This is a genomic window from Streptomyces sp. NPDC005266 (assembly GCF_040607655.1).
Lineage (GTDB): Bacteria > Actinomycetota > Actinomycetes > Streptomycetales > Streptomycetaceae > Streptomyces.
Window position 1 is genome coordinate 78,439 of the sequence record NZ_JBEXHC010000023.1, and the last position, 23,544, is coordinate 101,982.

Annotated in this window: 23 protein-coding genes; 12 read left to right on the forward strand and 11 right to left on the reverse strand. The window is 71.1% G+C overall.

All coding sequences use genetic code 11. The annotated features are described in order from the left end of the window. Positions 1-175: 175 nt before the first annotated feature. The 7 genes from ABZU99_RS29760 to ABZU99_RS29790 form a co-directional block, all read right to left on the reverse strand. Entirely contained in the window at positions 176-1,252 is a 1,077-nt protein-coding gene (locus ABZU99_RS29760) for a S1 family peptidase (protein WP_356047727.1), read from the reverse strand. A gap of 251 nt (positions 1,253-1,503) precedes the next feature. Then, positions 1,504-2,436, reverse strand: a complete 933-nt coding sequence (locus tag ABZU99_RS29765) for a slipin family protein (protein WP_356047729.1) — start codon at positions 2,434-2,436, stop codon at positions 1,504-1,506. A gap of 151 nt (positions 2,437-2,587) precedes the next feature. Next, positions 2,588-3,496, reverse strand: coding sequence for a S1 family peptidase (locus ABZU99_RS29770; RefSeq protein WP_355953237.1), 909 nt, complete (start codon positions 3,494-3,496; stop codon positions 2,588-2,590). A 314-nt stretch (positions 3,497-3,810) separates the two neighbouring features. Continuing rightward, entirely contained in the window at positions 3,811-5,112 is a 1,302-nt protein-coding gene (locus tag ABZU99_RS29775; RefSeq protein ID WP_356047731.1) for an NtaA/DmoA family FMN-dependent monooxygenase, read from the reverse strand. Further along, positions 5,109-6,203: an LLM class flavin-dependent oxidoreductase gene (locus ABZU99_RS29780; protein ID WP_356047733.1), complete on the reverse strand. Its 1,095-nt coding sequence runs from the start codon at positions 6,201-6,203 to the stop codon at positions 5,109-5,111. Before ABZU99_RS29780 ends, ABZU99_RS29775 begins: the two co-directional genes overlap by 4 nt. 72 nt (positions 6,204-6,275) lie before the next feature. Then, entirely contained in the window at positions 6,276-8,165 is a 1,890-nt protein-coding gene (locus tag ABZU99_RS29785; protein WP_356047735.1) for an FAD/NAD(P)-binding protein, read from the reverse strand. A gap of 436 nt (positions 8,166-8,601) precedes the next feature. Further along, positions 8,602-9,837, reverse strand: a complete 1,236-nt coding sequence (locus ABZU99_RS29790) for a DUF5685 family protein (protein WP_356047737.1) — start codon at positions 9,835-9,837, stop codon at positions 8,602-8,604. 232 nt (positions 9,838-10,069) lie between these two features. On the opposite strand from ABZU99_RS29790, the gene sepF reads away from it, so the two are divergent. After that, positions 10,070-10,504, forward strand: coding sequence for a cell division protein SepF (gene sepF / locus ABZU99_RS29795; protein WP_355858592.1), 435 nt, complete (start codon positions 10,070-10,072; stop codon positions 10,502-10,504). 27 nt (positions 10,505-10,531) lie between these two features. On the opposite strand, the gene ABZU99_RS29800 is transcribed toward sepF, so the two are convergent. Then, complete coding sequence (locus ABZU99_RS29800; RefSeq protein WP_355953251.1) at positions 10,532-11,719, reverse strand: acyl-CoA dehydrogenase family protein; 1,188 nt, start codon at positions 11,717-11,719, stop codon at positions 10,532-10,534. Positions 11,720-11,812: 93 nt separating this feature from the next. Further along, on the reverse strand, positions 11,813-13,489 hold the full coding sequence (locus ABZU99_RS29805) for an MFS transporter (RefSeq protein WP_355953253.1): 1,677 nt from the start codon (positions 13,487-13,489) through the stop codon (positions 11,813-11,815). A 499-nt stretch (positions 13,490-13,988) separates the two neighbouring features. On the opposite strand from ABZU99_RS29805, the gene ABZU99_RS29810 reads away from it, so the two are divergent. Together ABZU99_RS29810 and ABZU99_RS29815 are read left to right on the forward strand one after the other, a co-directional pair. Beyond that, positions 13,989-15,176, forward strand: a complete 1,188-nt coding sequence (locus tag ABZU99_RS29810; protein ID WP_356047740.1) for a mannosyltransferase family protein — start codon at positions 13,989-13,991, stop codon at positions 15,174-15,176. A gap of 291 nt (positions 15,177-15,467) precedes the next feature. Next, positions 15,468-16,499, forward strand: coding sequence for a phosphatase PAP2 family protein (locus ABZU99_RS29815; protein WP_355953258.1), 1,032 nt, complete (start codon positions 15,468-15,470; stop codon positions 16,497-16,499). 216 nt (positions 16,500-16,715) lie between these two features. On the opposite strand, the gene ABZU99_RS29820 is transcribed toward ABZU99_RS29815, so the two are convergent. Then, complete coding sequence (locus tag ABZU99_RS29820; protein WP_356047742.1) at positions 16,716-16,931, reverse strand: I78 family peptidase inhibitor; 216 nt, start codon at positions 16,929-16,931, stop codon at positions 16,716-16,718. Between the two features lie 386 nt (positions 16,932-17,317). Here ABZU99_RS29820 and gvpO point away from each other — a divergent pair, with 386 nt between their 5' ends. The 9 genes from gvpO to ctaD all read left to right on the forward strand — a co-directional run bounded on the left by gvpO (position 17,318) and on the right by ctaD (position 22,443). Continuing rightward, entirely contained in the window at positions 17,318-17,620 is a 303-nt protein-coding gene (gvpO, locus tag ABZU99_RS29825; protein ID WP_355953263.1) for a gas vesicle protein GvpO, read from the forward strand. Positions 17,621-17,672: 52 nt separating this feature from the next. Next, positions 17,673-18,122 (forward strand): gas vesicle protein GvpJ, encoded by a 450-nt coding sequence (gene gvpJ, locus ABZU99_RS29830; RefSeq protein WP_355953266.1) that lies wholly within the window; start codon positions 17,673-17,675, stop codon positions 18,120-18,122. After that, positions 18,119-18,838, forward strand: coding sequence for a GvpL/GvpF family gas vesicle protein (locus ABZU99_RS29835; RefSeq protein WP_355953268.1), 720 nt, complete (start codon positions 18,119-18,121; stop codon positions 18,836-18,838). Before gvpJ ends, ABZU99_RS29835 begins: the two co-directional genes overlap by 4 nt. Beyond that, positions 18,838-19,044, forward strand: a complete 207-nt coding sequence (locus tag ABZU99_RS29840) for a gas vesicle protein GvpG (RefSeq protein WP_355953271.1) — start codon at positions 18,838-18,840, stop codon at positions 19,042-19,044. The genes ABZU99_RS29835 and ABZU99_RS29840 overlap by 1 nt, the downstream gene beginning before the upstream one ends. Beyond that, positions 19,041-19,382 carry a gas vesicle protein gene (locus tag ABZU99_RS29845; protein ID WP_355953274.1) on the forward strand — a complete coding sequence of 114 codons (342 nt, stop codon included), beginning with the start codon at positions 19,041-19,043 and terminating at the stop codon, positions 19,380-19,382. Before ABZU99_RS29840 ends, ABZU99_RS29845 begins: the two co-directional genes overlap by 4 nt. After that, the gene (locus tag ABZU99_RS29850) at positions 19,379-20,188 is read left to right on the forward strand and encodes a GvpL/GvpF family gas vesicle protein (RefSeq protein ID WP_356047745.1); all 810 of its coding nucleotides are present in this window, start codon (positions 19,379-19,381) and stop codon (positions 20,186-20,188) included. The genes ABZU99_RS29845 and ABZU99_RS29850 overlap by 4 nt, the downstream gene beginning before the upstream one ends. Further along, positions 20,185-20,376, forward strand: coding sequence for a gas vesicle protein (locus tag ABZU99_RS29855; protein WP_355953278.1), 192 nt, complete (start codon positions 20,185-20,187; stop codon positions 20,374-20,376). Before ABZU99_RS29850 ends, ABZU99_RS29855 begins: the two co-directional genes overlap by 4 nt. After that, a complete protein-coding gene (locus tag ABZU99_RS29860) occupies positions 20,373-20,654 on the forward strand; it encodes a gas vesicle protein K (RefSeq protein WP_355953280.1) in 282 nt (93 codons plus the stop codon). Before ABZU99_RS29855 ends, ABZU99_RS29860 begins: the two co-directional genes overlap by 4 nt. Positions 20,655-20,769: 115 nt before the next feature. After that, positions 20,770-22,443, forward strand: coding sequence for a cytochrome c oxidase subunit I (gene ctaD, locus ABZU99_RS29865; RefSeq protein WP_356047748.1), 1,674 nt, complete (start codon positions 20,770-20,772; stop codon positions 22,441-22,443). Between the two features lie 4 nt (positions 22,444-22,447). On the opposite strand, the gene ABZU99_RS29870 is transcribed toward ctaD, so the two are convergent. Further along, positions 22,448-23,302, reverse strand: a complete 855-nt coding sequence (locus tag ABZU99_RS29870; RefSeq protein WP_356047750.1) for a hypothetical protein — start codon at positions 23,300-23,302, stop codon at positions 22,448-22,450. Positions 23,303-23,544: the final 242 nt, after the last annotated feature.

The window sequence follows — 23,544 nt, forward strand, 5'->3', positions numbered from 1 at the left end:
AAGTATCCTCCCGCTCTCGACGCAGCTTCTTTCGCCTCTGGATCTTCTGCTTGCGGGTCTCGAAGTCCATCGCACCCCCTGAACTGGGGTGTTGCGACGACCACGAGAACCTAAGCCACGGGTGTCCGGGGGCTTGCTCTGTGGCCCGTTCCCGCGACCTGCTCCGTCCGCGGGATCAGCCGATCTCGGCGCCGAACTCCTGCAGCGCCTCCGGCACCGGCTGGAAGAACGTCTCGCCGCCGGCGGAGCAGTCACCGCTGCCGCCGGAGGTCAGACCCAGCGCCGTGTCGCCCGCGAAGAGCGCGCCGCCGCTGTCGCCGGGCTCGGCGCAGACGTTGGTCTGGATCAGCCCGCTGACCGAGCCCTCCTGGTAGTTGACGGTCGCGTTGAGGCCGGTGACCTCGCCGCCGTGCACCTGGGTGGTGGAGCCGCTGCGCTGCACCTTCTGGCCGACCGTGGCGTCGCCCGCCTTGGAGATGGCCTGGGTGCTGCCGTTGTAGAGGTCCACCGCGCTCGGGTGGGCGGTGTCCTTGGTGTACTTCACCAGGCCGTAGTCATTGCCGGGGAACGAGCTGCCCGCGTTGGCCCCGATCTCGGCACCGCCCTGCGAGTCGGACCAGCTCTTGATCGCCTCGGTGCAGTGGCCGGCGGTCAGGAAGTAGGGCTGGCCGCCCTTGACCACATTGAAACCGAGCGAGCAGCGCCCGTTGCCGCCGAAGATGGCGTCGCCGCCCGCGAGGAACGTGGAGAACTTCCCGGCCGAGCGCTTCACCTCGACCTTGTCGCCGAGGCCCTTGGCGACCTTGCCGAGGGTGGCCATCCGGGCCCCCTTGACGCTGCTGTCCGCGGTGACGACGACCTTGTTGGTTCTGGGGTCCACCGACCAGGAGGTGCCGGGAATCGTGGCCTTGTCCTTCAGCGTCTGACGCGCCTGGCCCAGCTGGGCCAGGGTGTACTTGACCACCTTGGCCTGGGCGCCGGCGTCGCGGACCTGTTCGGCGGCGGCCTCGTTCACCACGTTGACGACGAGCTTCTTGGCCTTGGCGTCGTAGTACGAGCCCGCCGAGTCGCCCTTGAGGGCGGAGGTGAGGCTGTGGGCGAGCTCTCCTGCGGCGCCGACCGTCAGGGCGTCGGGCTGCGGCTCACCGGGGGTGGCGTTGGCGTTCTGCAGGGTGAGGGTCGCGGCGACCAGCGTCACCACGCCGCCTCCGGCGATGGCGATGCGGCGCTTGGATATGCGGCGGTGCTTCAACTCTTTTCCTCCAGTGGGGGGTTGGGCCCATCGGCAGTGGGGTGCCTGGCCCGGAGGCGTACATGGCAGGGGCGCGCCTGCCCAGACGGGGGCGCGTCCATGCCAAATTGCGCCGCCGAGTATTCCCAGCGGCACCAGGGCCGCACAAGACCGCGTTCGCGTCAGGGGTGTGAAATTTACCCTGCGCGTTTGTGTCCGGACATGCCGGGGCCCGCGCACCTCGATCGGTGCGCGGGCCCCGCTCGTGTGGTTCAGCGAGCCCGGGTCTCCCGCTCCCGCTCCGGCTCGCACTCGGTGATCGTGGGCATGGGCGGCCGGGAGGGCCGCTCGGTCAGAGCCTCCCGCTCCGTGATGTCACGCTCCGGGATGTCCCGCTCCGGGACATCCCGCTCCGGGGCGCCGCCGTCCGTACGTGCCGCGGCCTCCGAGGGTCCCCGCTCCAGGAAGCGCAGCAGCTCCACGGGTATGGGCAGCACCAGCGTGGAGTTCTTCTCGGCGGCCACCGCCATCACCGTCTGCAGCAGCCGCAGCTGGAGGGCCGAGGGGCTCTCGGCCATCTGGGCGGCGGCCTCGGCCAGCTTCTTCGACGCCTGCAGCTCCGCGTCCGCGTTGATCACCCGGGCGCGCCGCTCCCGGTCGGCCTCCGCCTGGCGGGCCATCGACCGCTTCATGGTCTCCGGCAGCGACACATCCTTGATCTCGACGCGGTCGATATGCACACCCCAGCCGACGGCCGGGCTGTCGATCATGAGCTCCAGGCCCTGGTTGAGCTTCTCCCGGTTGGAGAGCAGATCGTCCAGATCGCTCTTTCCGATGATCGACCGCAGCGAGGTCTGGGCCATCTGGGAGACGGCGAAGCGGTAGTCCTCGACCTGCACGACGGCCTCGGCCGGATCCACGACCTTGAAGTAAACGACGGCGTCGACCCGCACCGTCACATTGTCCCGGGTGATGCCCTCCTGGGACGGGACGGGCATCGTCACGATCTGCATGTTCACCTTGGTGAGCCGGTCGATCACCGGCGCGATCATGGTGAATCCCGGCCCTCGGATATCCTGTCGCAGCCTTCCGAGCCGGAAGACCACTCCCCGCTCGTACTGCTTGATCACGCGGGCCGCCGCCAGAGCGCAGACGGCGCCGATACAAGCCAGTACCACGATGACTGTTACGAGCGCATCGACCATCACGGCCACCTGCCGTCCGTATCGTGAGCGATGCCCCACTTGGGGTACTGATCTCCACGATAGTCCTGACGTGAATCCGCGGGGAGGGCTGTGGAAAACCCCCGCCCGGCGTCCGGGCGGGGGTTCTCGGTCGAGGGACGCGACGACAGGATCAGTAGACGTTCACGCCGTACGCGTTCAGCGCCTCGACGACCGGCTGGAAGAACGTGGTGCCGCCGGAGGTGCAGTCACCACTGCCGCCGGAGGTGAGGCCGAGGGCGGTGGAGCCGGAGTAGAGGGGGCCGCCGCTGTCGCCGGGCTCGGCGCAGACGGTGGTCTGGATCATGCCGTAGACGACGTCGCCGCCGCCGTAGTTGACCGTGGCGTTCAGCGCGGTGACCGTTCCGCTGTGAATGCCGGTGGTGGAGCCGCGCCGGGTGACCGCCTGGCCCACGGTGGGGTTGGCGGCCCGGGTGATGTCCTGGCTGCCGACGGTGCCGGAGGGGCTGACCGAGCCGCTGTAGCGGACCAGACCGTAGTCATTGGTGGGGAAGCTGGAGCCGGCCGTCGGGCCGATGGTGGAGGTGTGGCTGGAGTTGCTCCACCAGGTGCCCGCACCGTCGGTGCAGTGACCGGCGGTGACGAAGTAGTTCGCCCCACTGCTGTTGCGCACGTTGAAGCCGAGGGAGCAGCGCCAGCTACTCGCGTAGATGGCGTCGCCGCCGGAGATCAGCTTCTGGATCTTGCCCGGGGTGCGCTTGACCTCGATGGCGTCGGCGTTCGCGCCCGCGGCGTGCTTGATCTTGGCTATCGCGCTCTTGGACACGGTGCTGTCAGCCGTGACGACCAGCGCATTGGTCGCCTTGTCGACATACCAGGCGGTGCCCGCCACATCGGCGTCGAGGACGGCGTTGGTGGCCGCCTTCGCCTCCGCCGCGCTGAACGTCTTGGGGGTGGCGTCGTTTCCGGCGTAGGCGGCGGGGGCGGCGAGTGCCGTTCCGGCCACCAGCGCGGAGGTCGCGGCGAGCAGGGCGATGCGTCTCGCCTGCGTGTTGTGGGGGGTGTTGCGCTTGATCCTCAACTCTTCCTCCGGGGAATCGGGGGTCCGCTTGGGTGGGCAGGCCCGTGAGGCGCAGTCAATGAGCACGCCGGAAAGCCGATTCGGCGTGCCCCTGACAAGCGCTTCCGGAAGTATTCGTGGACGCGAGCGCACCGCGCAAGAGGACAATTCGGAACACCCATCGGACACATGCCGCATGGCCCCGGCGGCTTCCCGCCACCAGGGCTGTGCACCCATCCCCTCGGGTACCTCTTGGGACGAGCCCGCGGGCGATCGGGTTCCGGCACGGCCCGGGCAATCCGTACGCCCGGGTGCCCGACCGGCCGCAGCGCCGGTCAGCCCTGCCCCCGCGGATGGGAAAGCCCCAGGTGGTCGCGGAGTGTCCGGCCCTCGTACGCCGCGCGGAAGACGCCTCGCTCCTGGAGCACCGGGACTACCCGGTCCACGAAGTCGTCCAGCCCGCCGGGCGTCAGATGCGGGACGAGGATGAAGCCGTCGGCGGCATCGGCGGCGACAGACGCGGCCATTTCCCCGGCCACCGCCTCCGGGGTGCCGATGAAGGACTGACGGCCGGTCGCCTCGATCACGGTCTGCCGGATGGACAGCCCTTTCTCCTCCGACAGCGCCCGCCACTTCGCGGCGAGGGCCTGCGGATCGCCGTGGCTCACCCGGCCCTGGGCGAGCTGGGAGCCGGGGTCCGGATCGACGTCCGGGAGTGGCCCGTCCGGGTCGTAGCCGGACAGGTCCACACCCCAGATCTGTTCCAGGGTGAGGAGCGCTGTTTGCGGGGAGACCTGCTGGCGCCGGATCTCGGCGGCCCGCTCCTGGGCCTCGGCCGCGGTGTCGCCGAGGACATAGGTCACTCCCGGCATGATCTTCAGCTCGTCCGGGTCCCGTCCGTACCGGGCGAGCCGCCGCTTGACGTCCGCGTAGAAGGCGCGGCCCGACTCCAGGGTCCCGTGCCGGGTGAAGATGATGTCGGCGGCGGAGGCGGCGAACTCCCGGCCCTCGTCGGAGTCTCCGGCCTGGATCACCACGGGGTGGCCCTGCGGGGAGCGGGGCACGCCGAACCGCCCCTCGATGGTGAAGTGTTCACCGCTGTGGGCAATGGGGCGGGGCGTTCCGTCCGGCGCCGGGGAGTCCCACAGCTCCCGTGCGGTGGCGAGGAACTCGGCAGCCCGGGTGTAGCGGTCGGCCCGGTCGAGAAAGCCGCCGCGCCGGAAGTTCTCGCCGGTGAAGGCGTCGGAGGAGGTGACGACGTTCCAGGCGGCGCGTCCCTCGCTGAGATGGTCGAGCGAGGCGAGCCGACGGGCCAGCTCATACGGCTCGTTGAAGGTCGCGTTGACGGTCGCGGCCAGCCCCAGCCGCTCGGTGACGGCGGCGAGCGCGTTCAGCACCGTGATCGACTCGGGCCGGCCGACCACATCGAGGTCGTGGATCCGGCCGTTGTGCTCCCGCAGCCGCAGCCCCTCGGCGAGGAAGAAGAAGTCGAACAGACCGCGCTCGGCGGTGTGCGCGAGATGGACGAAGGAGGAGAAGTCGATCTGGCTGCCGGACCGCGGATCCTGCCAGACGGTGGTGTTGTTGACGCCGGGGAAGTGTGCGGCCAGATGGATCTGCTTGCGGGGCTCGCTCATCGGACGGCCTCCCTGGCGAGGGCGTAGCGGTTGGCCGGGCGCGGCAGCCCCAGATGCTCGCGGAGCGTCGCACCGGGGTAGAAGGTGCGGAACAGTCCGCGGTGCTGAAGCAGCGCCACCGTGCCGTTGACGAAGCGTTCGAGGTCATGGCGGGGGACGACGGGGGTGATGTGGAAGCCGTCCACCGCCCGTGCCTCGTGCCAGCCGGCGATCAGCTCGGCGAGGTCGACCGGCCCCCCGCGGTACAGCGGCGGCCCGTCGGCCACGGCCGTCAACGGGTCTTGTTCCGGGGCGGGTTCGGCCGCGTACTCGCCGTCGCCCAGATCCACGGCGATGGCGGCGAGCACGGTGAGCGCGTCGGCGTCCCGGCCGTGGGCCACCGCCCGGCGCCGCAGCTCGTCCCGTATCCGGCCCGCCGCGTCCGGCCCGGTGGCGCGCGCCAGGGCCACATCGGCGTGGCGGACCACGGTCGGCCAGGTCACGGAGTCGGTGGCGTCGATCGTGACGACCGGATGGGCCTGTGGGGGCCTGGGCACGATGGAGGGGCCGCGCACCCGGAAGTGGGCGCCCTCGAAGTCGACGTAGTGCAGCTTGTCGCGGTCGATGAAGCGGCCGGTGGCCGTGTCACGGATCTCGGCGTCGTCCTCCCAGCTGTCCCACAGCCGGGCGACGACATCGGCCACCTCCCCCGCCTCGGCCCACAGTTCCCCGGCGGGGGCGGCGGGGCGGCGGCCCACCAGCCGCGCCTCCGCCTCCGTCGTCGACACCTCGGCCCGCCAGCCCGCCCGGCCGCGGCTCACCCAGTCCAGGGTGGCCACGGACGTGGAGACATGGAAGGGCTCGGTGTGGGTGGTGGTGACGGTCGGCACCAGGCCGATCCGCTCGGTGGCGGGCGCGACGCGCGCGAGCACGGCGAGCGCGTCGAGCCTGCCCGGCCCCTCCCCCGGGGGGCCGAGCGAATCGTCGAGGGTGACGAAGTCGAGCCTGCCGCGTTCGGCGAGGCGCGCCAGCTCGACGTAGTACGGCGCCTCGTACTGCCCGGCGCCGTCGATGGCGCCGGCCAGGTGCAGAGTGCCGGTCGGTACGGCCATGGTCAGGGCCTTCCTCGGTCGGGCTGGGGGGTCACGGCTTGAGCAGGCCAGCGGAGGGTTTTGCGGGGATGCTCAGACGGCGAGCGGGGCACGACAGGACAGCTCGCGCAGACACCGCAGCAAGGCGCGGGCGGCCGCGTCGTTCTGCCGGAACGCGGGCGCGTTGGTGCGGGGCCGGGCGAAGGCTCCGGAGGCGCGGGCGTCGGTGTGCGGCCCCAGGGCGAAGCGGCGCGGGTGCGGCCGGCCGGCCCGGTCCAGGATCCGGGCGTCGTCGGGGCTGACGGCGAGCAGCCCCGCCGGGGTGGCGGCGGCGCCGTCGTGGTGCAGGGCGCGCAGCAGCGGATCGCGGGAACGGTCCACGGTCGGCTCCGGGAGCCGGGCCTCGACCAGCGCGCGGGCCTCTACGGATCCTCCGGCCACGCCGGTGCCGCTCGCCCGGAACACCCCGCGCGCCGGATCGGCGGTCACGGTCATCCCGGCGCCGAGGAAGCGGACCACCCCGGCGCGGGAGAGCGCGAGCAGCTGCTCCAGGCGCGGTCCGGGCGGCCCCGAGGCGAGATAGCTGAAGAAGCCGTGCCACCAGCCGCCGATGTCGCCGAGCCGGATCAGCTGTCCGTAGACGGAGAGCAGGGCGAGGAAGACGGCCAGGTCCGGGCTGTGCGATGGATCGTGGCGGCGCGCCAGATCGGCCTCGATACAGCCGCGCAACCCCTCTTGGAGAGCGTCGACGGTGGGGAACCGCAGCCCGTCCAGGGGGTGGTCGAGGGCGTCGAGGTCGAGCCGGTCGGCCGGGTCGGGGACGGCGGCGGCGACCAGGGCGTGCAGTTCGGGGCTGCCGGGCGGGCAGGCGGCGTACTTCTCCTCGAAGTCCGGCCAGTCGGCTTCCGTGCGCTCCGGATGGGCGGCGAACAGCCGGTGGTAGTGGGCGAACCCGAGCTCTTTGCCGATCAGCGGCCAGATGTCGCGCCGGAAGTCCAGCGGCTCAGGGCGCAGCAGGAGCCCGTCGATCTGTGCGGGGCCGAAAAAGCGCGGCACCGGGGGCCGTTCACCGCTCAGCGAGTAGCCGATCTTGGCGTGGTACGGGACGCCACGCCGCGAGCCGACGTGCAGGACGGGCTCGAGCCCGGAGGGCCGGTACGTCAGCTCACCGGCCGGCCCCTTCTCGTAGCGCCCGCCGCGCCCCTCGGTGAGCAGCACCATCAGATCGACGAAGGCGAGGCCGAGGCCGCGGACGAGAACCGCCTCGCCGGCAAGCAGCCCGCTCAGATCACTGTCGGCGGTGAACTCGGGTGGCAGATGGACGAGTCCGTGCTCGGCGGCGAACGCGGTGAGTGCCCGCTGTTCGGGGTCGGGCTCGGCGTTGAGATGGCCGAGGGCGAGTACGACGGCGTCGGCGGTGAGCGGGTCGGACCGTCCCTCCAGCCACACCTGCTGACGTCCCTCCCGCGGCCCGGTGACGCGTACGGCGCGGCGCCGGTGCTCATGGACGGTGATGCCGGGCGGCAGGGCGGCCACCGACCGCTCGTAGACCCACCGCAGGTAGGCGCTCTGGAGCCGTCTGGTGGCGAAGCTCTGTCCGGTCAACGCGCGGGCCTCGGCGAGGAGTTCGGGCGGCAGCGCGACGGCGATCGCCCCGCTGCGGACACCGTCGGCCCATTCGGCGAGGGAGGGGCCGGGACGGATGGGGCCGTCCCGCTCCACGGACTCGTCGGTGAACATGGTGACGTCCTCGGCCATGGAGTTCATCCACAGCAGCGGGGACTGATCCGGGCGCCAGATGCGGCCGCCGCCGGGCGGATGCGGATCGACCAGATGCAGGGCGACCGGAGCGCAGTCCCCGTACAGCTCGGGGGCGTTGGCGGCGATCCGCTCCACCAGACCGGTGGCGCGCGGGCCCGCGCCGACGATGACGACGGACGCGGCGGCGGGTGATCGGGAAGGCTGGTCCGGGATGGCGGACATGGGCAAGGCTCCGTGGGTTCAGAAGTGAACACACGCATTGCCTGCACACACGGCCGGGCCCCTCAGCACGGCGTGCCGCTGAGGCTACGGCTTTCCCATGACTGGTTGTCAAGGGTGCCCGAACTGTGAGCAGCGCGTCTCACCACAGTTGACGCGGAAGCGGAAGGCTGCTCCACTTGGCCCATGTACTCATGGCAGCGACTGGTCACCCGCGACCACATCGACTTCGGTCGGGTGTGGTCGTCGTCCTGTTCGGGCTGACCGCCCGCCTCCGCTGCCCTCAGGCATTCTCTGCCGTCCGAGGCATTCCGGGGCTTCACCCGCCCGCCGGCCGTCCTTCCGGTGTGGCCGTCTACATCCGCGTCCTCACGCGCCTTCACACACGCTCAGCGCTTCGCCCTCCCCTCGGGCCACCCTTGTTCCGCTTGTCCGGCGGCTAACAGCCGCAATCGCAGCCGCAGTCGCAACCGTCACAACAACCGCCACCGCCACCATCACCACCGCCGCAGCAGTTGCAGCAGTCGCAGCAATCACAGCAGTCATCGCACTTGTAGCACAGCCCCTCGCGCGGCTGCCCGGTCCACGGGTCGCCGTAGGGGTTCCGGCAGCACACCTGGCAGGTGCAGAAGAGCCCGGTCCACACCGCGCACCCGGCTATCAGCCCGCGCCCGCGCCGGTTCGGCGGCTCGGGCGGCGCGCCGCCGGGGCCGCCGGGCGGGTTGATCCAGGGCGACTGCGGGGGCGGCGCGCCCTGGGACGCCTCCGCGGCCTGCGCAGCCTGCGCGCCGTGGCCGGTGTGCGCACATCCGGTGGCGCCGAAGGCCCGGTCCACCGCGCGCGGAAGCTCATGCGCCAGCAGCACATGGGCCAGCTTCCCGGACCCCCTGCTCGCGAAGGTGGTGTCCCTCAGGGCGAGCCGCACCCCGTGCACCGCGTCATCGCAGAGCCTGCGGACCTCGGCGAGGTCCGTTCCGGTGGCCGCGATCGGGTTCCAGGCGCCCGTCTCGGCGTCCTCGGCCAGGTCCTCCACCGCGTCCAGCAGATGCGCGAGCCGTCCGAAGAGCCGTCCGGTCTCCTCCAGCGGGGCCTGGTTCTCCGGCCGCCCGGCCAGGATCGCGGTGTGCCCGAAGGCGGCGGCGGTCGCGGTCGCGGTCGGCTCGGTGACGGTCAGCAGTGAGGTGCCGACCCCGGCGCCGCTCTCGATGCCGGCCTGGCGGCCGACGGCGTCGAGCAGTACGTCCGTGTCGAAGCCGATCTCGGCGCCGCTGCGCGCCCCGGCCCGGTCCCACCGGCCCGCCACCCGGCGGGCGGCGGCGGCGACCGGCCGGCGAGCCAACGCCCCGTCGCCGTCCGCGACATGATCCCGCATCTTCGCCGAGGCCAGCACCAGTGAGACGGTGGCCGCCAGCCGCGCCCCCTCGCCCTGGGCGACCGACGCCGTACGCATCCCGCGCAGCGGACACGGCCCGGCGGTGCGCCGACGGCTGTCCGAGCGCCCGGCCTGGGCCTCCACGAGCACCGAGATGACCAGGCCGTCGTAGTTGGTGGCTATTCGGGCGAACTGCCCGTGATCCCCCCTCAACGCGAGGCACAACCCGCACAAATGCGCCATCCACTCGGTCCGCAGGTTTTCCGACAGCCGATGGCGGCAAGGCCGGATAATGCCAAACACAACATCCCCCGTTCACCCGTACGTCCCCGACGTCACCCGTCCGGCCCGGCGGAGTCTACCCAGCACTCCGTCAGCCCCCTTAAGCAGGTGGAACTCTGATATGGCGCCAGCCGTTGTGCACCAGTAACGTCACGAATCCCCTGTGCGGCCGCAATCCACGTGGCAGACCATCCGTCCCATGGACGACCATAGAGGGGCGGACAGTACACACCATCAGGGAGAGGAGGCGTCCATGGGATCGGTACGCAAGGCGAGCGCCTGGCTTGGCCTCGTCGACGACAGCGATGACGAGCGCTACTACGACGACGACTACGCCGAAGGGCCCGAGCCCGGCGACTCCTGGGTGACCGACCCGCGGGTGCGGGTGGCCGACCAGGCCGCGCAGGACCAGGGCACGCGCATCGCCACGGTCACCCCGGACGGCTTCCGGGACGCCCGGGGCATCGGTGAGCTGTTCCGGGAGGGCGTTCCGGTCATCGTCAACCTGACGACGATGGAGCCGGCCGACGCCAAGCGCGTGGTGGACTTCGCGGCCGGGCTGACGTTCGGGCTCCGCGGCTCCATCGAGCGCGTCGCCACCCGCGTCTTCCTCCTCACCCCCGCCGACTACCAGATCGTGAGCGGTGAGGCCGGCCGCTCGGTCAGCGGCTTCTTCAATCAGAGCTGACGGGCGAGGCCGCTCGCCGGAGGCCTCCTAACGGAAGGCATCGATCCCGGTGAGCGCCTTGCCCAGCACCAGTTGGTGCATTTCGACGGTGCCCTCATAGGTGAGCACCGATTCCAGATTCGTCGCATGCCGCATCACCGGATACTCCAGCGAGATCCCATTGGCGCCCAGGATCGTCCGGGCCGTGCGGCAGATCTCGATCGCCTCCCGCACATTGTTCAGCTTGCCGAAGCTGATCTGCTCGGGGCGGATCCGTCCCGCGTCCATCCGCCGCCCCAGATGATGGGCGAGCAGCACCCCCTTGTGCAGCTCCACCGCCATATCGGCCAGCTTGGCCTGGGTCAGCTGGAACCCTCCGATCGGCCGGCCGAACTGCTCCCGGCTGCGCGCGTAGTCGAGTGCCGCCTCGAAGCTCGCGCGCGCCGCGCCCATCGCGCCCCAGACGATCCCGTAGCGCGCGTGACTCAGACAGCTGAGCGGTCCCCGCAACCCGCTGGCCTCGGGCAGTACGGCGTCCTCGGGCAGCCGCACCTCGTCCAGGACCAGTTCGCTGGTGACCGAGGCGCGCAGCGACCACTTGTGCTTGATCTCGGGGGCCGAGAAGCCGGGTGCGTCGGTGGGGACGACGAAGCCGCGGACGCCCTCGTCGGTGCGGGCCCACACCACCGCGACCCCGGCGACCGAACCATTGGTGATCCACATCTTGCGGCCCGTCAGCACCCAGTCGGAGCCGTCGCGCTTGGCGTACGTGCGCATTCCGGCGGGGTCGGAGCCATGGTCCGGTTCGGTCAGTCCGAAGCATCCGATGACCTCGCCGGCCGCCATCCGCGGCAGCCACTCCCGCTTCTGCTCCTCGGAGCCGAAGCGGTGGATCGCGTACATCGCGAGGGAGCCCTGGACCGAGACCAGGGAGCGGATCCCGGAGTCGGCCGCCTCCAGCTCCAGACAGGCCAGACCGTACTGGACGGCGCCTGCGCCCGCGCAGCCGTAGCCGGTGAGCGACATGCCGAGCGCGCCGAGCGAGCCTAGTTCCCGGGCCAGTTCCCGGATGCCGGGCAGCTCACCGCGCTCGTACCAGTCGGCGATGTCCGGCAGCACGCGGTCGGCGGCCCACTGCCGCACCGTGTCGCGAACCGCCAGGTCCTCGGGGTCGAGCAGGTCGTCGATCCCCAGCGGGTCGCGAGGGTCGAACGGCGGAAGGGTGCCAGCGGGCATGAGTAGCGGCCTCCGGTGGGGTGATTCGGTCATCCCGATCGAATCAGACGCTACGGCCGGGTAACGCCCGGCGTCCAGACCTTCCCTGCCAGGTCAGCCCGTGGAGTCGGCGCCGACGACGGCGGTGCGGTCGCGCGGCGGCTCCGGCCGGCGCGTCTGCTCCGTGGGGGCGGCGCCCGGCTCAGGCCCCTCCTCGTCGGACGCACCGCACTCCATGACCTTCGGCAGCCGCAGCGCCGCCGCCGCGCCCACCAGCAGCAGACCCGCGCTGACCACGAGCGTGACATGCAGACCGTGGACGAAGGACGCGCGGGCGGCGGCGCGCAGGGCGCTTCCGGCCGCCCCGCCGAGCTGATCCGAGACCTCGTACGCCGCGCCCAGCGACTGCCTTGCCTCCGCGCCGGCCCGGGCCGGCACGCCGGCCACCGAGGAGACACCGGGCTCGTAGGCGGCGTTCATGACGCTGCCGAGGAGGGCGATGCCGATACCGGCGCCGAGCTGGTAGGAGGTCTCGCCGATGGCGGCCGCCCCGCCCGCCGACTTGACCGAGGCTTCGTTGAGCATCGACTCGTACGCGCCGAACAGTGTGGTCTCCAGGCCGAAGCCGAGAACGATGAAGGCGCCGACGAGCACCGCGGGCCGGTCCGACTGGCCCATGGCGGTGAGCGAGAGAACGGCGACGGCGGTGAGCGCGAAGCCGAAGGCGACCATCGTGCGGGGGCCGAACCCCTGAAGCATCCGGGATCCCGCGAGCCCGGCGCCCATGGCGGCGAAGGTGAGCGGCAGCAGCCGCAGACCCGTCTCGAGTGGGGTGAGCCCGAGCACGAGCTGCAGGTACTGGGCGGCTATGAGCTCCAGGCCGACGAGCGCCAGCAGGGCGAGCACGATACAGCCGACCGAGATCGAGAAGGCGGGCCGCGCGAAGAGCTTCAGATCGACCAGCGGATGCGTACGGCGGCGCTGGCGGCGGACGAAGAGCACCAGCAGCAGCGCCCCCCAGAGCGCAGGGGCGGCGGTGGTCGGGTCCAGCAGCCCCGCGCCACTGCCCACCCGCTTGACGCCGAAGACCACACAGAACAGGCCGAAGGCCGCCATGAGCGCGCCGAGCACATCCCAGGGCCCGTCACGGTCGCCGGTGGACTCGGGCAGCAGCCAGCGCCCCACCGGCAGCGCCACCGCCATCAGCGGGATGTTGATGAGGAAGACCGAACCCCACCAGAAGTTCTCCACCAGGAAGCCGCCGAGCAGCGGGCCGACGGCCGCGCCGACGGCGGCGACCGCGCTCCAGACGCCGATGGCCAGGGCGCGCTCACGGCGGTCCGGGAAGACCTGGCGCAGGATCGACAGCGTCGCGGGCATGATCATCGCGCCGCCGATGCCCAGCAGGGCACGGGCCACGATGAGAATCTGCGGACTGGGTGCGAAGGCCGCGAGCGCCGAGGCGACGCCGAAGAGGCCGTAGCCGAGCAGCAGGACGCGCCGGCGGCCGACGCGGTCGCCGAGGGTGCCGAAGAGGATCAGCAGGGACGCGCAGACCAGTGGGTAGGCGTCCACGATCCACAGCAGTTCCATCGCGCCGGGGCGCAGATCCTCGGTGACGGCCGGGACCGCGACATGGAGCACGGTCGCGTCGACGGCGACGAGCAGCAGGCTGACGCAGAGCACGAGGAGCACGATCCAGCGGTTCGCCGCGCCGCCCGCCTCGCTGCCGCGCCATTGCCGGGGAACGCCCGCCGTCCGCCGAGTGCGGGCCGTGGTCGTCCCGGACATGTACGCACCTCCCTGGTGTTGCGCTCCCGTTCCGCCCCGGGGGACGGAAAACGTCACGTCGTGGGGACGTCCGGCGACCCGGTGGCGAAGGCGCGAGTGAGAGGTCAGGGTACGCGAGTCCCCGCACACGCCGTGTGCCGCAGGTCATGTTGCGACCCACGCCACGGGGGGTTACGGAGGAGTACGTTCCACGCTTCCCGTTTTGTCCCCGCCGGTCCCCCGCCGCTTCCCCGCTTGCCCCCCCCGTCCCCCGACGTACGCCGGCAGTCCCCGCGCCGTTCTCCTCCGCCGCCCCCCGTTGCCCAGGGGGTTACGGAGGAGTACGTTCCACGCTTCCCGTTTTGTCCCCGCCGGTCCCCCGTCGCTTCCCCGCTTGCCCCCCGTCCCCCGGCGTACGCCGGCAGTCCCCGCGCCGTTCTCCTCCGTCGCCCCCCGTTGTCCACAGGTGTCTGTCCACAGGCGCCGCGGACCGCCGGACAGATGCTTGATAATCGTCGCCGTGACTGATCTCGCCCACACCGGCACCGCGCCGCTCAGCGACGACGGCCGGCCGGGCCGCGCCGCTCGTGCCACGCCGCGCCGAGCCGTTCCCGCACTGCTCGCATATGCGGGGACGCGCCTGCTCGGGCTGGTGGTTCTCACCGTCTGGGGAGCCTTCGCGGACAAGAGCCCGCACCAGCTCCTCTCGGCGCGCTGGGACTCGCTCTGGTACACCCGCATCGCGCAGGAGGGGTACGGCTACACGCTGCATCTGGCCGACGGGTCGGTCCACTCCAACCTCGCGTTCTTTCCGCTGCTCCCCGCGCTGGAGCGGGTGGTATCCGCCATAACCCCGCTGAGCGCGGCGGACGCGGGCCTGGCTGTGTCATGGCTCACCTCGCTGCTCGCCGCATGGGGGATCTTCGCGGTCGGCGATCTGCTGTACGGGCGGCGGGTGGGCACCACGCTGGCCGTGCTGTGGGGGGTGCTGCCGGTCGGGATCGTGCAGTCGATGGCGTACTCCGAGTCGCTCTTCACGGCGCTGGCCGCCTGGGGGGTGTACGCGGCGCTCACCCGGCGATGGCTGTCGGCGGGCGCCCTGGCCGCGCTGGCGGGGCTCACCCGGCCGGTCGGGGCCGCGGTGGTCGCGGCGGTCTGGATGGCCGCGGCGGTCGAGCTGCTGCCCGACGGGCGGTGGCGCCAGGCGTGGCGGACCCGTCCGCGCGCGCTGGCGGGCGTCATCCTCGCCCCGCTCGGCTGGCTGGGTTATGTGGTGTGGGTCGGCTTTGAGACCGACAGCGTCACCGGCTACTTCGACGTCCAGAACGGCTGGGGGAACGGCTTCGACGGGGGTCTGGCCTTCGCGGGCTTCATCGGTGGCTTGCTGATCCGCCCGCCGTTCGTCGCCGGGCTCGGGCTGCTGCTCGGCGTCGCGGCGCTGATCTGGCTGTACACGCGCTGTGTGCGGCAGCGTCAGCCGCTGCCGCTGCTGGCCTACGGCGGGGCGGTGCTGGTCCTCGCGCTGGCCGCGAAGGGGTACTTCGGCTCGAAACCGCGGCTGCTCATCCCCGCCTTCCCCCTGCTGCTGCCGATCGCGATAGCCCTGGCCCGGCTGCGTCCAGTGCGGACCGCACTGGTCCTGGGCTCGGTGGGGCTCGCCTCGGCGGCGTACGGGGCGTTCTGGCTGCATGGCTCCGGGCCGCCCTGATCAGGCCACCTCGGCCGGCCGGGGCGGCGCCGGGCCCGTCCATCCGGCGACACCGGGGGAAACGGTGAGGAACGCCGGGGCTAATCAGCGATAAACGACCCTGTAAGAATTCCATAAAGGGGCCCGCGGAGTGCTGTTAGGAAGACCGCGCGCACAAAAGTTCCGGGGCCTCGTGTATTCCTGGAAAGGCGCGGCCAAAAGCCGCCGACGAGACGAACTCCACATCACATCGTCATCACAAAGCGACCTGATCGACTGAACCCGCCTGTCACGCAATGTAACGTCGATTGGGTGCGTACCGAAGACAGGCTCCCCGAGACCGAGGAGCGACGAACCGATCTCGCGCGACCGCGCATGACCCGAACACGCTTCTGGTTGCTCGGGACCACGCTGGCGGTCTACGCGGCGACCGTGATCGGCGTGCTCACCACCTCGTGGCTGGTGAAGCTCGACTGGCAGGTCATGCTCTTCCGGCCCTACAAGCAGTGGCCGGAGTTCCACACCTTCCTGGACTACTTCGTCGTCATGGGCCAGCGCGGGCCCACCGCGGTGGCGGTCGCCGCCTGGCTGGGGTGGTGCTGCCACCGGCACCGCACCCTGCGGCCGGGGCTGGTGCTGGGCACCTCGCTGCTGCTGCTGAACATCACCGTGGGTGCCGTGAAGATCGGATTCGGCCGGCTCGGTCCGCACTACGCCACGATCGTCGGTTCCAACGAGATGTGGCACAACGGCGATATATTTCCTTCGGGTCACACCGCGAACGCCGTGGTCACCTGGGGTGTGCTGGCCTATCTGGCGACCACTCCCCGGGCCCGCAGGGTCGCCTCGCTGATCGCCGCGGGGTTCGCCTTCGGCGTCGGCATGACGACCGTCTACCTCGGCACCCACTGGCTGAGCGATGTGGTGCTGGGCTGGGCGGCCGGAGTGCTGGTGCTGCTGGCCCTGCCGTGGCTGGAGCCGGCCATGGCCCGCGCCGAGGTGCTGCTGCTGGCCCTGTGGCGCCGGATGCGCCAGGGCCGGGCGTCCGTACCGGTGCCGTCCGCACCGCCGGTCGCCGGATCACCGCTGGCCACGCCGCGTGCCGCGCGCGACGACGAGCTGCCCGCCCGCGAGCCGGTGGGCGTGGTCCGGCCGGGCGGCGGAACGGCGCGCGGGCCCGAGGCCCGACCGCACCACCCGGTCCGCCAGCACTCGGTCCGCTCCGAGCGGACCCCGGTCACCCCGGTCGGCAGCCGCCGTCCGCCGCACGCCGACCGGGTGCCACGCGCCACGGCGCCCGTCGGCCCGTCCGCCGGGCGCGGACGGACAGCCACGGGCGGCTGAGCCGCCCCACCCGGCCGCGGGGCGGTACGCACAAGCCTTCCCCCGCACCGCGTCTCCCCGATCCGGCAGGCATACGACGGCCCCGGACGCCCCTGCTGGGGCGTCCGGGGCCGTCGCCGTGCCGGGGGCGGGCACAGCGCGGGCGCGCGGTGCCGGGGGCGGGCACAGCGCGGGCCCGCGGTGCCGGGGGCGGGCACAGCGCGGGCGCGCGGGCGGTCAGCCGCGCCAGCAGCGCTTGACGGCGCCGTCGGCCACCTCGAAGTTGATGCGGCCCCGCAGGTACTCCATGGTGATGATCGCGCCAGGCGGCAGGGTCCGCACGGTGGTCCAGCCGCGCTCGCGAGCCACCTCCTCGGCGGTCCGGGCGTCGAGGCCCACATAGCTGTCGAGGTCGTCGTCGGGTTCGGCCGGAGGCTTCGGTACAGGTCCCATGACAGCCACGGTAGGTGGCTCCAAACGGGTGGGAAAGCCGGGTCGGGTCCGTGGCTGACAGAGCCTCATCCGCCCCATGTCCGCCACTCGTCACACTTGTGTCACAGAAAACACGCCCGGGTTTGTCAGCGATTTTGTCACTCTTCCGGGGCTTGTGTTGACGCCTCGAAGATGACTGAGAGTTTCCGTCGAAATCCCCTGGCAAAGACACCGGTCTGGTATAGGCGACGGCCCGTTGGCGACATGCGCCCGGCAAATTGCGGGGCCCGGCGGAAAAGTGACTCCGCAGTCAGGTCCGGAGCTCACAATTCCACCACAAACCGCCGAATACGAACCCTCAGGTTTACGCCGACCGGGACGCGGTACCCGCATCTACCGAGGCCAACATGACAGACACATCCGATGAGAACCGCGAGAAGACGGCGAACGGCGGCCTGACCCCGCTGGCGCTCATGCGCTCTGCCCGTGAACAGCTTGTCGAGCTGACGGGCCTGTATCCCGAGTCGTTCCCCCGCATGGAGCGGACCGACGACGGATGGGCGCTGGACGCCGAGGTGGTGGAGCTGACCCGAGTACCGGAGACGATGAGCCTGATGGCGTTGTACGAGCTCACTCTCGACCCGGACGGACAGCTCACCGGCTACCGCCGCATCCGCCGCTACGAACGCGGAAGAAGCGACCGAGGCTGACCGCCGGCAGGCCCGTGACGGCCCGGCCGGAAACGAGAGGAAACACTTCGACATGACCACTGTTGTCCCGGCACAGCAAAGCAGGGGTGGGGGCGGCTCCAGCGGCCTGTACGACATCCTGGAACTCATCCTCGACCGAGGGCTGGTGATCGACGCGTTCATCCGAGTCTCCCTCGTCGGCATCGAGATACTCAAGATCGACGTTCGGGTCGTGGTGGCGAGCGTCGACACCTACCTGCGCTTCGCGGAGGCGTGCAACCGGCTCGATCTGGAGTCGGGCCCCAACAAGTCCCCCGGGCTGCCCGAGGTCGTCGAGGGCATCACCGAGGGCGGTGCGCGCTCCAAGACCAAGGGCGCCCTGTCCGGCGCCGGCGAGACCGTCTCCAAGGCCGCCCAGTCCGTGGCCGAGGCGATCAGGCCCGGGGACGAGGAAGAGGAGGAGCCGCGCCGCCGCCGTCCCGCGCGTAAGGCGGCGCCGAAGAAGTCCGAGGAGTCGGAATGAGCACCTACGTCTACGGCATCGCGCGCGGCGAGGTCCCGGACCTGGGCGACAAGCTCCTGGGCATCGGCGATCCCCCACTGCCGGTCCGCGCGCTGCGCGAGGGCGAGCTGGCCGCGATCGTCAGCGACTGCCCGGCGGAGCTCAAGCCCCGGCGGCGCGATCTGCTGGCCCATCAGCATGTGCTGGCCGAGGTGAGCGGCGCGCATCCGGTGCTGCCGATGCGGTTCGGCTCCGTCTCCTCCAGCGACGACGACGTACGCACCGTGCTGACCGAACACGCCGACCGCTACCACGACCAGCTGCAGCGGCTGGCGGACCGGGTGGAGTACAACGTCAAGGCGGTGCACGACGAGGACGCCGTGCTGCACCAAGTGCTCTCCGAGGAACCGGAGTTGCGGGCGCTGGCCGAGTCCAACCGGGCCGCGGGCGGCGGCACCTACGAGAACCGGGTGCGCTTCGGTGAGCTGGTGGCGAACGCGGTCCGGGCGCGCGAGGCGCGCGATGCCAAGATCGTGGAAGAGGCGCTGCTCCCCACCGCCGAGGAGCACCGCCCCGGCCCGGAGAGCGGCGGCTGGTTCCTGAGCCTGTCCCTGCTGACGCCCAAGGACGGCGCCGAGCCACTACTGGAGGCGGTCTCCGCGCTGGAGAACGCCCACCCCCGGCTGAAGCTGAAGGTCAACGGACCGCTGCCGCCGTACAGCTTCGTCGAGTCCTGATGCTGTTCATCGGCTGGGTGTTGAGGCAGGTCGTGGCCGTGGCGGAGCGGGAGTACTACGACCCGGCCAACATCCAGCGCGCCCTCGTCGAGCTGGAGACGCAGCTCGACGAGGGCGTTATCGACGAGAAGGAGTTCGAGCGGCAGGAGGATGTGCTGCTCGACCGGCTGGAGGAGGCGCGCCAATGGGCGAACGGGACCCTATGACCACATCCCGCGGCAACGGGCTTTCGGGGTCGGGCGGGGGCCACCGCTCACCGGCGTCGTCCTTTCCCTCGCCGGGCTCCTACGGACTGTCCTCACCCCACGGCGAGGGCTCGACCAACCTCGCCGACATCCTGGAGCGGGTGCTCGACAAGGGTGTGGTCATCGCGGGCGACATCCGTATCAATCTGCTCGACATCGAGCTCCTCACCATCAAGCTGCGGCTGATCGTCGCCTCGGTGGACAAGGCCAAGGAGATGGGGATCGACTGGTGGGAGCACGACCCGTCGCTGTCGTCGCGCGCCCGCGGCGAGGTGACGAACGGGGAGAAGACCGAATGACCGAAGGACTGCAGTACGCCTACGCGGTCGTCCGGGACACCGGAGCCCCGGACGCCGCGCCCGGTGCCGTGGACGCGCTGGAGGGAATCCGCGGGGTCGCGGGCGAACCGGTGCGCGCCGTGCGCCATCTGGGGCTCGCCGTGCTGGCGGGCCCCGTTCCCGCGGAGGACTTCGACCAGGGCCCGCTGCGTCAGAGGCTGGAGAACCTGGCCTGGCTGGAGGGGGTCGCCCGGGCCCATCAGCAGGTGGTGGACACGGTCGGCGCCGGCACCTGCGTCATCCCGGTCCGGATGGCCACCATCTGCCGCGGCGAGGACGGGCTGCGGCGCATGCTCGCGGACGGCCGCGAGCAGTTCACGGCGGCGCTCGACCGGCTGGACGGCCGGGTCGAATGGGGCGTCAAGGCGTACGCCGCGCCGCCCGCGACCGAGGAGCCGTCCGCCGCGCCCTCGGCCCCCCTCTCGGGCCGCGACTATCTGCGCCGGCGCAGCGCACAGCGCCGGGCCACCGAGCAGCGGTGGGGGCGTACGGAGGAGGACGCACGCCTGGTGCACGACACCCTCGCCCATCTCGCGGAGCGCGCCCGGCTGCATCCGCCGCAGGACGCGCGGTTGTCGGGTGAGTCGGACCAAAATGTGCTGAACGCCGCGTATCTGGTGCGGCGCGAGGAGAGCTCGGCGTTCGCGGAGCGGGTGGGCGAGCTTGCCGAGCAGGCATCGGCGCTGCGGCTGGAGCTGACCGGCCCCTGGGCGCCGTACTCCTTCGTCGCCCCGGAGGAGGCGCAGGGTGCGGAGGCGGGCGCATGACCACGGGCCCCCTTGCTCATCAGCAGGTCGCCTTGGTGGACCTGCTGGACCGGCTGCTGGCGGGCGGTGTGGTGATCGTCGGCGATCTGACCCTGCGGATCGCCGATGTCGATCTCGTCCGCATCGATCTGCGCGCGCTCATCAGCTCGGTGAACGAAAATGTGCCGTCTCCCTGGGAGGAACCGTGACCAGCCGGAAGCTCGAGCTGGACCAGGACACCGTCGAACGCGATCTGATGAAGCTGGTGCTGACGGTCGTCGAGCTGCTGCGCCAGCTCATGGAGCGGCAGGCGCTGCGCCGGGTGGACCAGGGTGATCTGACGGAGGACCAGGAGGAGCGCATCGGGCTGACGCTGATGCTCCTGGAGGACCGGATGAACACGCTGTGCGAGCGCTATGGCCTCGCGCCCTCGGATCTCAATCTGGATCTCGGGCCGCTCGGGCCGCTGCTGCCCCCGAGGGAGTGACACTCGGGACACCCCGGCGCCCCCGGGCCCGTCTTCCCGTATCCGGACCACGGCCGGGCGATCATGGCCATGAACCGCCCGAAGCCGTCCATAACACAACACAGAGGGAGCCCCGATGGCGACAGACGCGCGCCCCGCCGCCCGCCCGGTGTGGCTGCCGCGGCAAGGCCGGGTGCTCGTGGACTGGCTGACGACGACCGACCACAAGAAGATCGGCCATCTCTATCTGATCACGGCCTTCGGCTTCTTCCTGATCGGCGGGGCGCTGGCGATGGTGATGCGCGCCGAGCTGGCCCGCCCGGGGCTCCAGATCGTCTCGCAGGAGGAGTTCAACCAAGCGTTCACCCTGCATGGCACGCTCATGCTGCTGCTCTTCGCGACCCCGGCGTTCGCGGGGTTCGCCAACGAGATCATGCCGCTGCAGATCGGTGCGCCGGATGTGGCCTTCCCCCGCCTCAATATGCTCTCGTACTGGCTGTTTCTCTTCGGCGGGCTGCTGGTGGTGGGCTCGCTGGTCGTACCGGGGGGCGGCGCGGACTTCGGCTGGACCGCCTATGCCCCGCTCAACAACGCGGTGCGCTCCCCCGGTATCGGCGCCGATCTGTGGATCGTGGGCCTGGCCATGTCGGGCTTCGGCACGATCCTGGGCGCGGTGAACTTCCTGACGACCATCATCACGATGCGCGCCCCGGGCATGACGATGTTCCGGATGCCGATCTTCACCTGGAACACCCTCTTCACCTCGATCATGATCCTGATGGCCTTCCCGGTGCTCGCCGCGGCGCTGCTGGTGCTGGAGGCGGACCGGCGGTACGGGGCGGTGGTCTTCGACGCCCGCTTCGGCGGGGCACTGCTGTGGCAGCATCTCTTCTGGTTCTTCGGCCACCCCGAGGTCTACATCATCGCGCTGCCGTTCTTCGGGATCATCACCGAGATCATCCCGGTCTTCTCCCGCAAGCCGATCTTCGGCTACCTCACACTGATCGCCGCGACGATGGCCATCACCGGGTTGTCGATGGTGGTGTGGGCACACCACATGTTCGCGACGGGCTCCGTGCTGCTGCCGTTCTTCTCCCTGCTGTCGTTTCTGATCGCGGTGCCGACCGGGGTCAAGTTCTTCAACTGGATCGGCACCATGCTGGGCGGCTCGCTGTCGTTCGAGGCGCCCATGCTGTGGGCGATCGGCTTTCTGGTGAGTTTTCTCTTCGGCGGGCTGACCGGCGTCATCCTGGCCTCGCCGCCGCTGGACTTCCATGTCACCGACACCTACTTCGTGGTGGGCCACTTCCACTACGTGGTCTTCGGGACGGTCGTCTTCGCGATGTTCGCCGGGTTCTACTTCTGGTGGCCCAAGTTCACCGGGAAGCTGCTGGACGAGCGGCTGGCCAGGATCCACTTCTGGTCGCTGTTCGTCGGCTTCCACACCACCTTCCTGGTGCAGCACTGGCTGGGCGCGGAGGGGATGCCGCGCCGCTACGCCGACTATCTGGACGCGGACGGGTTCACGGCGCTCAACACCATCTCCTCGATCGGGGCCTTTCTACTGGGCCTGTCGACCCTGCCGTTCCTCTACAACGTCTGGAAGACGGCCAAGTACGGCGCCCGGGTCGAGGTCGAGGACCCCTGGGGGTTCGGCCGCTCCCTGGAGTGGGCGACCTCCTGCCCCCCGCCCCGCCACAACTTCGTGGCCCTGCCCAAGGTCCGCTCCGAGTCGCCCGCCTTCGATCTGCACCATCCGGAGGTGGCGAGCGTCGCGCAGGAGAAGGACCAGCAGCTGAAACCGCGCTGACCTGCTACGGGGCGTCTATGCGCACCGCCAGATCGTTGTCGCGGGTGTAGTACGGACGCGCGTGTGCGCTCCCGTGCGGGGCGGAGACCTCACAAGGCGGATAGGTGAAGATCTCCTTCTTGTCCGCGACGTCGTCCAGTATCCGGGCGAGCCGGGCGGGGGCCGCGCGCTCGTCCGCCGGGCGCAGCCACAGGTCCCACAGGTCCTCGCCGCCGGCCCAGCTCTCGGCGAGTTCGGCGTAGGGCAGCGTGAAGGAGAACTCGGGCCCGTCCGTCATCAGCGGCGCCGTCCGTACGACGGCCGAGTCGCGGCGGCGGCGAGCCTCGACGACCGCGTCGGCCAGCCATTCGGAGGGGTACTCGACGCGGTAGAGCCGGCCCCGTACCGCCATCGTGCCGCCTTCGAGCCGGATCTCCCCGGCCTCGGCGTGCGGGACCCGGCGCCAGCTGCGCAGCGAGAGATTGCCGTGCTTGGTGGCATAGGGAATGCGCACGGACAGCGGCGAGGTGCTCGGGCCGGGATGGCGGTCGACCAGGGAGCGCAGATCGTTCAGGCCCGGGGCGAGCCGCTGCGGTTCGGTCTCCCCGTACCCCACATAGACGTCCCAGCGGCCCTCGGGCAGCGCGACGGTGCTGGGCAGCGCGGCCTGGAGCCTGCCGTCGCCGGTGGGGCCGAGCGGCAGCCGTACCTGCCCGTCCGAGGTCTCCGCGCCTCGGCGGACCAGGACCAGCGCGCCGCTCCAGTCGTCGTAGCTCCCCGGTTCGGGGCGGGCCCAGTCGGAGATGTGGAAGGTGAGCCCACCGGCCGAATCCGCCACGCAGTCGGCGTGGGCCGGGGCGGCCTCGGTGGCGTCACTCATGCCGTCCTCCTCGGATCTCGTCGCTGCCGCCGCCGTCGCGCTCCGGATCGTGCTCATGCTCTGCTCGATTCATTCGCTTCTCCGCCCGCGCGGCGCAGAAGTGCGGCCATCCATGCCATCCGCGGCCCGGCGGCCGCGCGCACGTCGCTCATGCTCTGCTCGATTCATTCGCTTCTCCGCCCGCGCGGCGCAGAAGTGCGGCCATCCATGCCATCCGCGGCCCGGCGGCCGCGCGCACGTCG

Coding starts and splice junctions, on each gene's coding strand:
- ABZU99_RS29765 (WP_356047729.1), bottom strand. CDS start 2,436: ATGGTCGATGCGCTCGTAACAGTCATCGTGGTACTGGCTTGTATCGGC.
- ABZU99_RS29775 (WP_356047731.1), bottom strand. CDS start 5,112: ATGAGCGAGCCCCGCAAGCAGATCCATCTGGCCGCACACTTCCCCGGC.
- ABZU99_RS29780 (WP_356047733.1), bottom strand. CDS start 6,203: ATGGCCGTACCGACCGGCACTCTGCACCTGGCCGGCGCCATCGACGGC.
- ABZU99_RS29785 (WP_356047735.1), bottom strand. CDS start 8,165: ATGTCCGCCATCCCGGACCAGCCTTCCCGATCACCCGCCGCCGCGTCC.
- sepF (WP_355858592.1), top strand. CDS start 10,070: ATGGGATCGGTACGCAAGGCGAGCGCCTGGCTTGGCCTCGTCGACGAC.
- ABZU99_RS29800 (WP_355953251.1), bottom strand. CDS start 11,719: ATGCCCGCTGGCACCCTTCCGCCGTTCGACCCTCGCGACCCGCTGGGG.
- ABZU99_RS29805 (WP_355953253.1), bottom strand. CDS start 13,489: ATGTCCGGGACGACCACGGCCCGCACTCGGCGGACGGCGGGCGTTCCC.
- ABZU99_RS29820 (WP_356047742.1), bottom strand. CDS start 16,931: ATGGGACCTGTACCGAAGCCTCCGGCCGAACCCGACGACGACCTCGAC.
- gvpO (WP_355953263.1), top strand. CDS start 17,318: ATGACAGACACATCCGATGAGAACCGCGAGAAGACGGCGAACGGCGGC.
- gvpJ (WP_355953266.1), top strand. CDS start 17,673: ATGACCACTGTTGTCCCGGCACAGCAAAGCAGGGGTGGGGGCGGCTCC.
- ABZU99_RS29835 (WP_355953268.1), top strand. CDS start 18,119: ATGAGCACCTACGTCTACGGCATCGCGCGCGGCGAGGTCCCGGACCTG.
- ABZU99_RS29840 (WP_355953271.1), top strand. CDS start 18,838: ATGCTGTTCATCGGCTGGGTGTTGAGGCAGGTCGTGGCCGTGGCGGAG.
- ABZU99_RS29845 (WP_355953274.1), top strand. CDS start 19,041: ATGACCACATCCCGCGGCAACGGGCTTTCGGGGTCGGGCGGGGGCCAC.
- ABZU99_RS29850 (WP_356047745.1), top strand. CDS start 19,379: ATGACCGAAGGACTGCAGTACGCCTACGCGGTCGTCCGGGACACCGGA.
- ABZU99_RS29855 (WP_355953278.1), top strand. CDS start 20,185: ATGACCACGGGCCCCCTTGCTCATCAGCAGGTCGCCTTGGTGGACCTG.
- ctaD (WP_356047748.1), top strand. CDS start 20,770: ATGGCGACAGACGCGCGCCCCGCCGCCCGCCCGGTGTGGCTGCCGCGG.
- ABZU99_RS29870 (WP_356047750.1), bottom strand. CDS start 23,302: ATGAGTGACGCCACCGAGGCCGCCCCGGCCCACGCCGACTGCGTGGCG.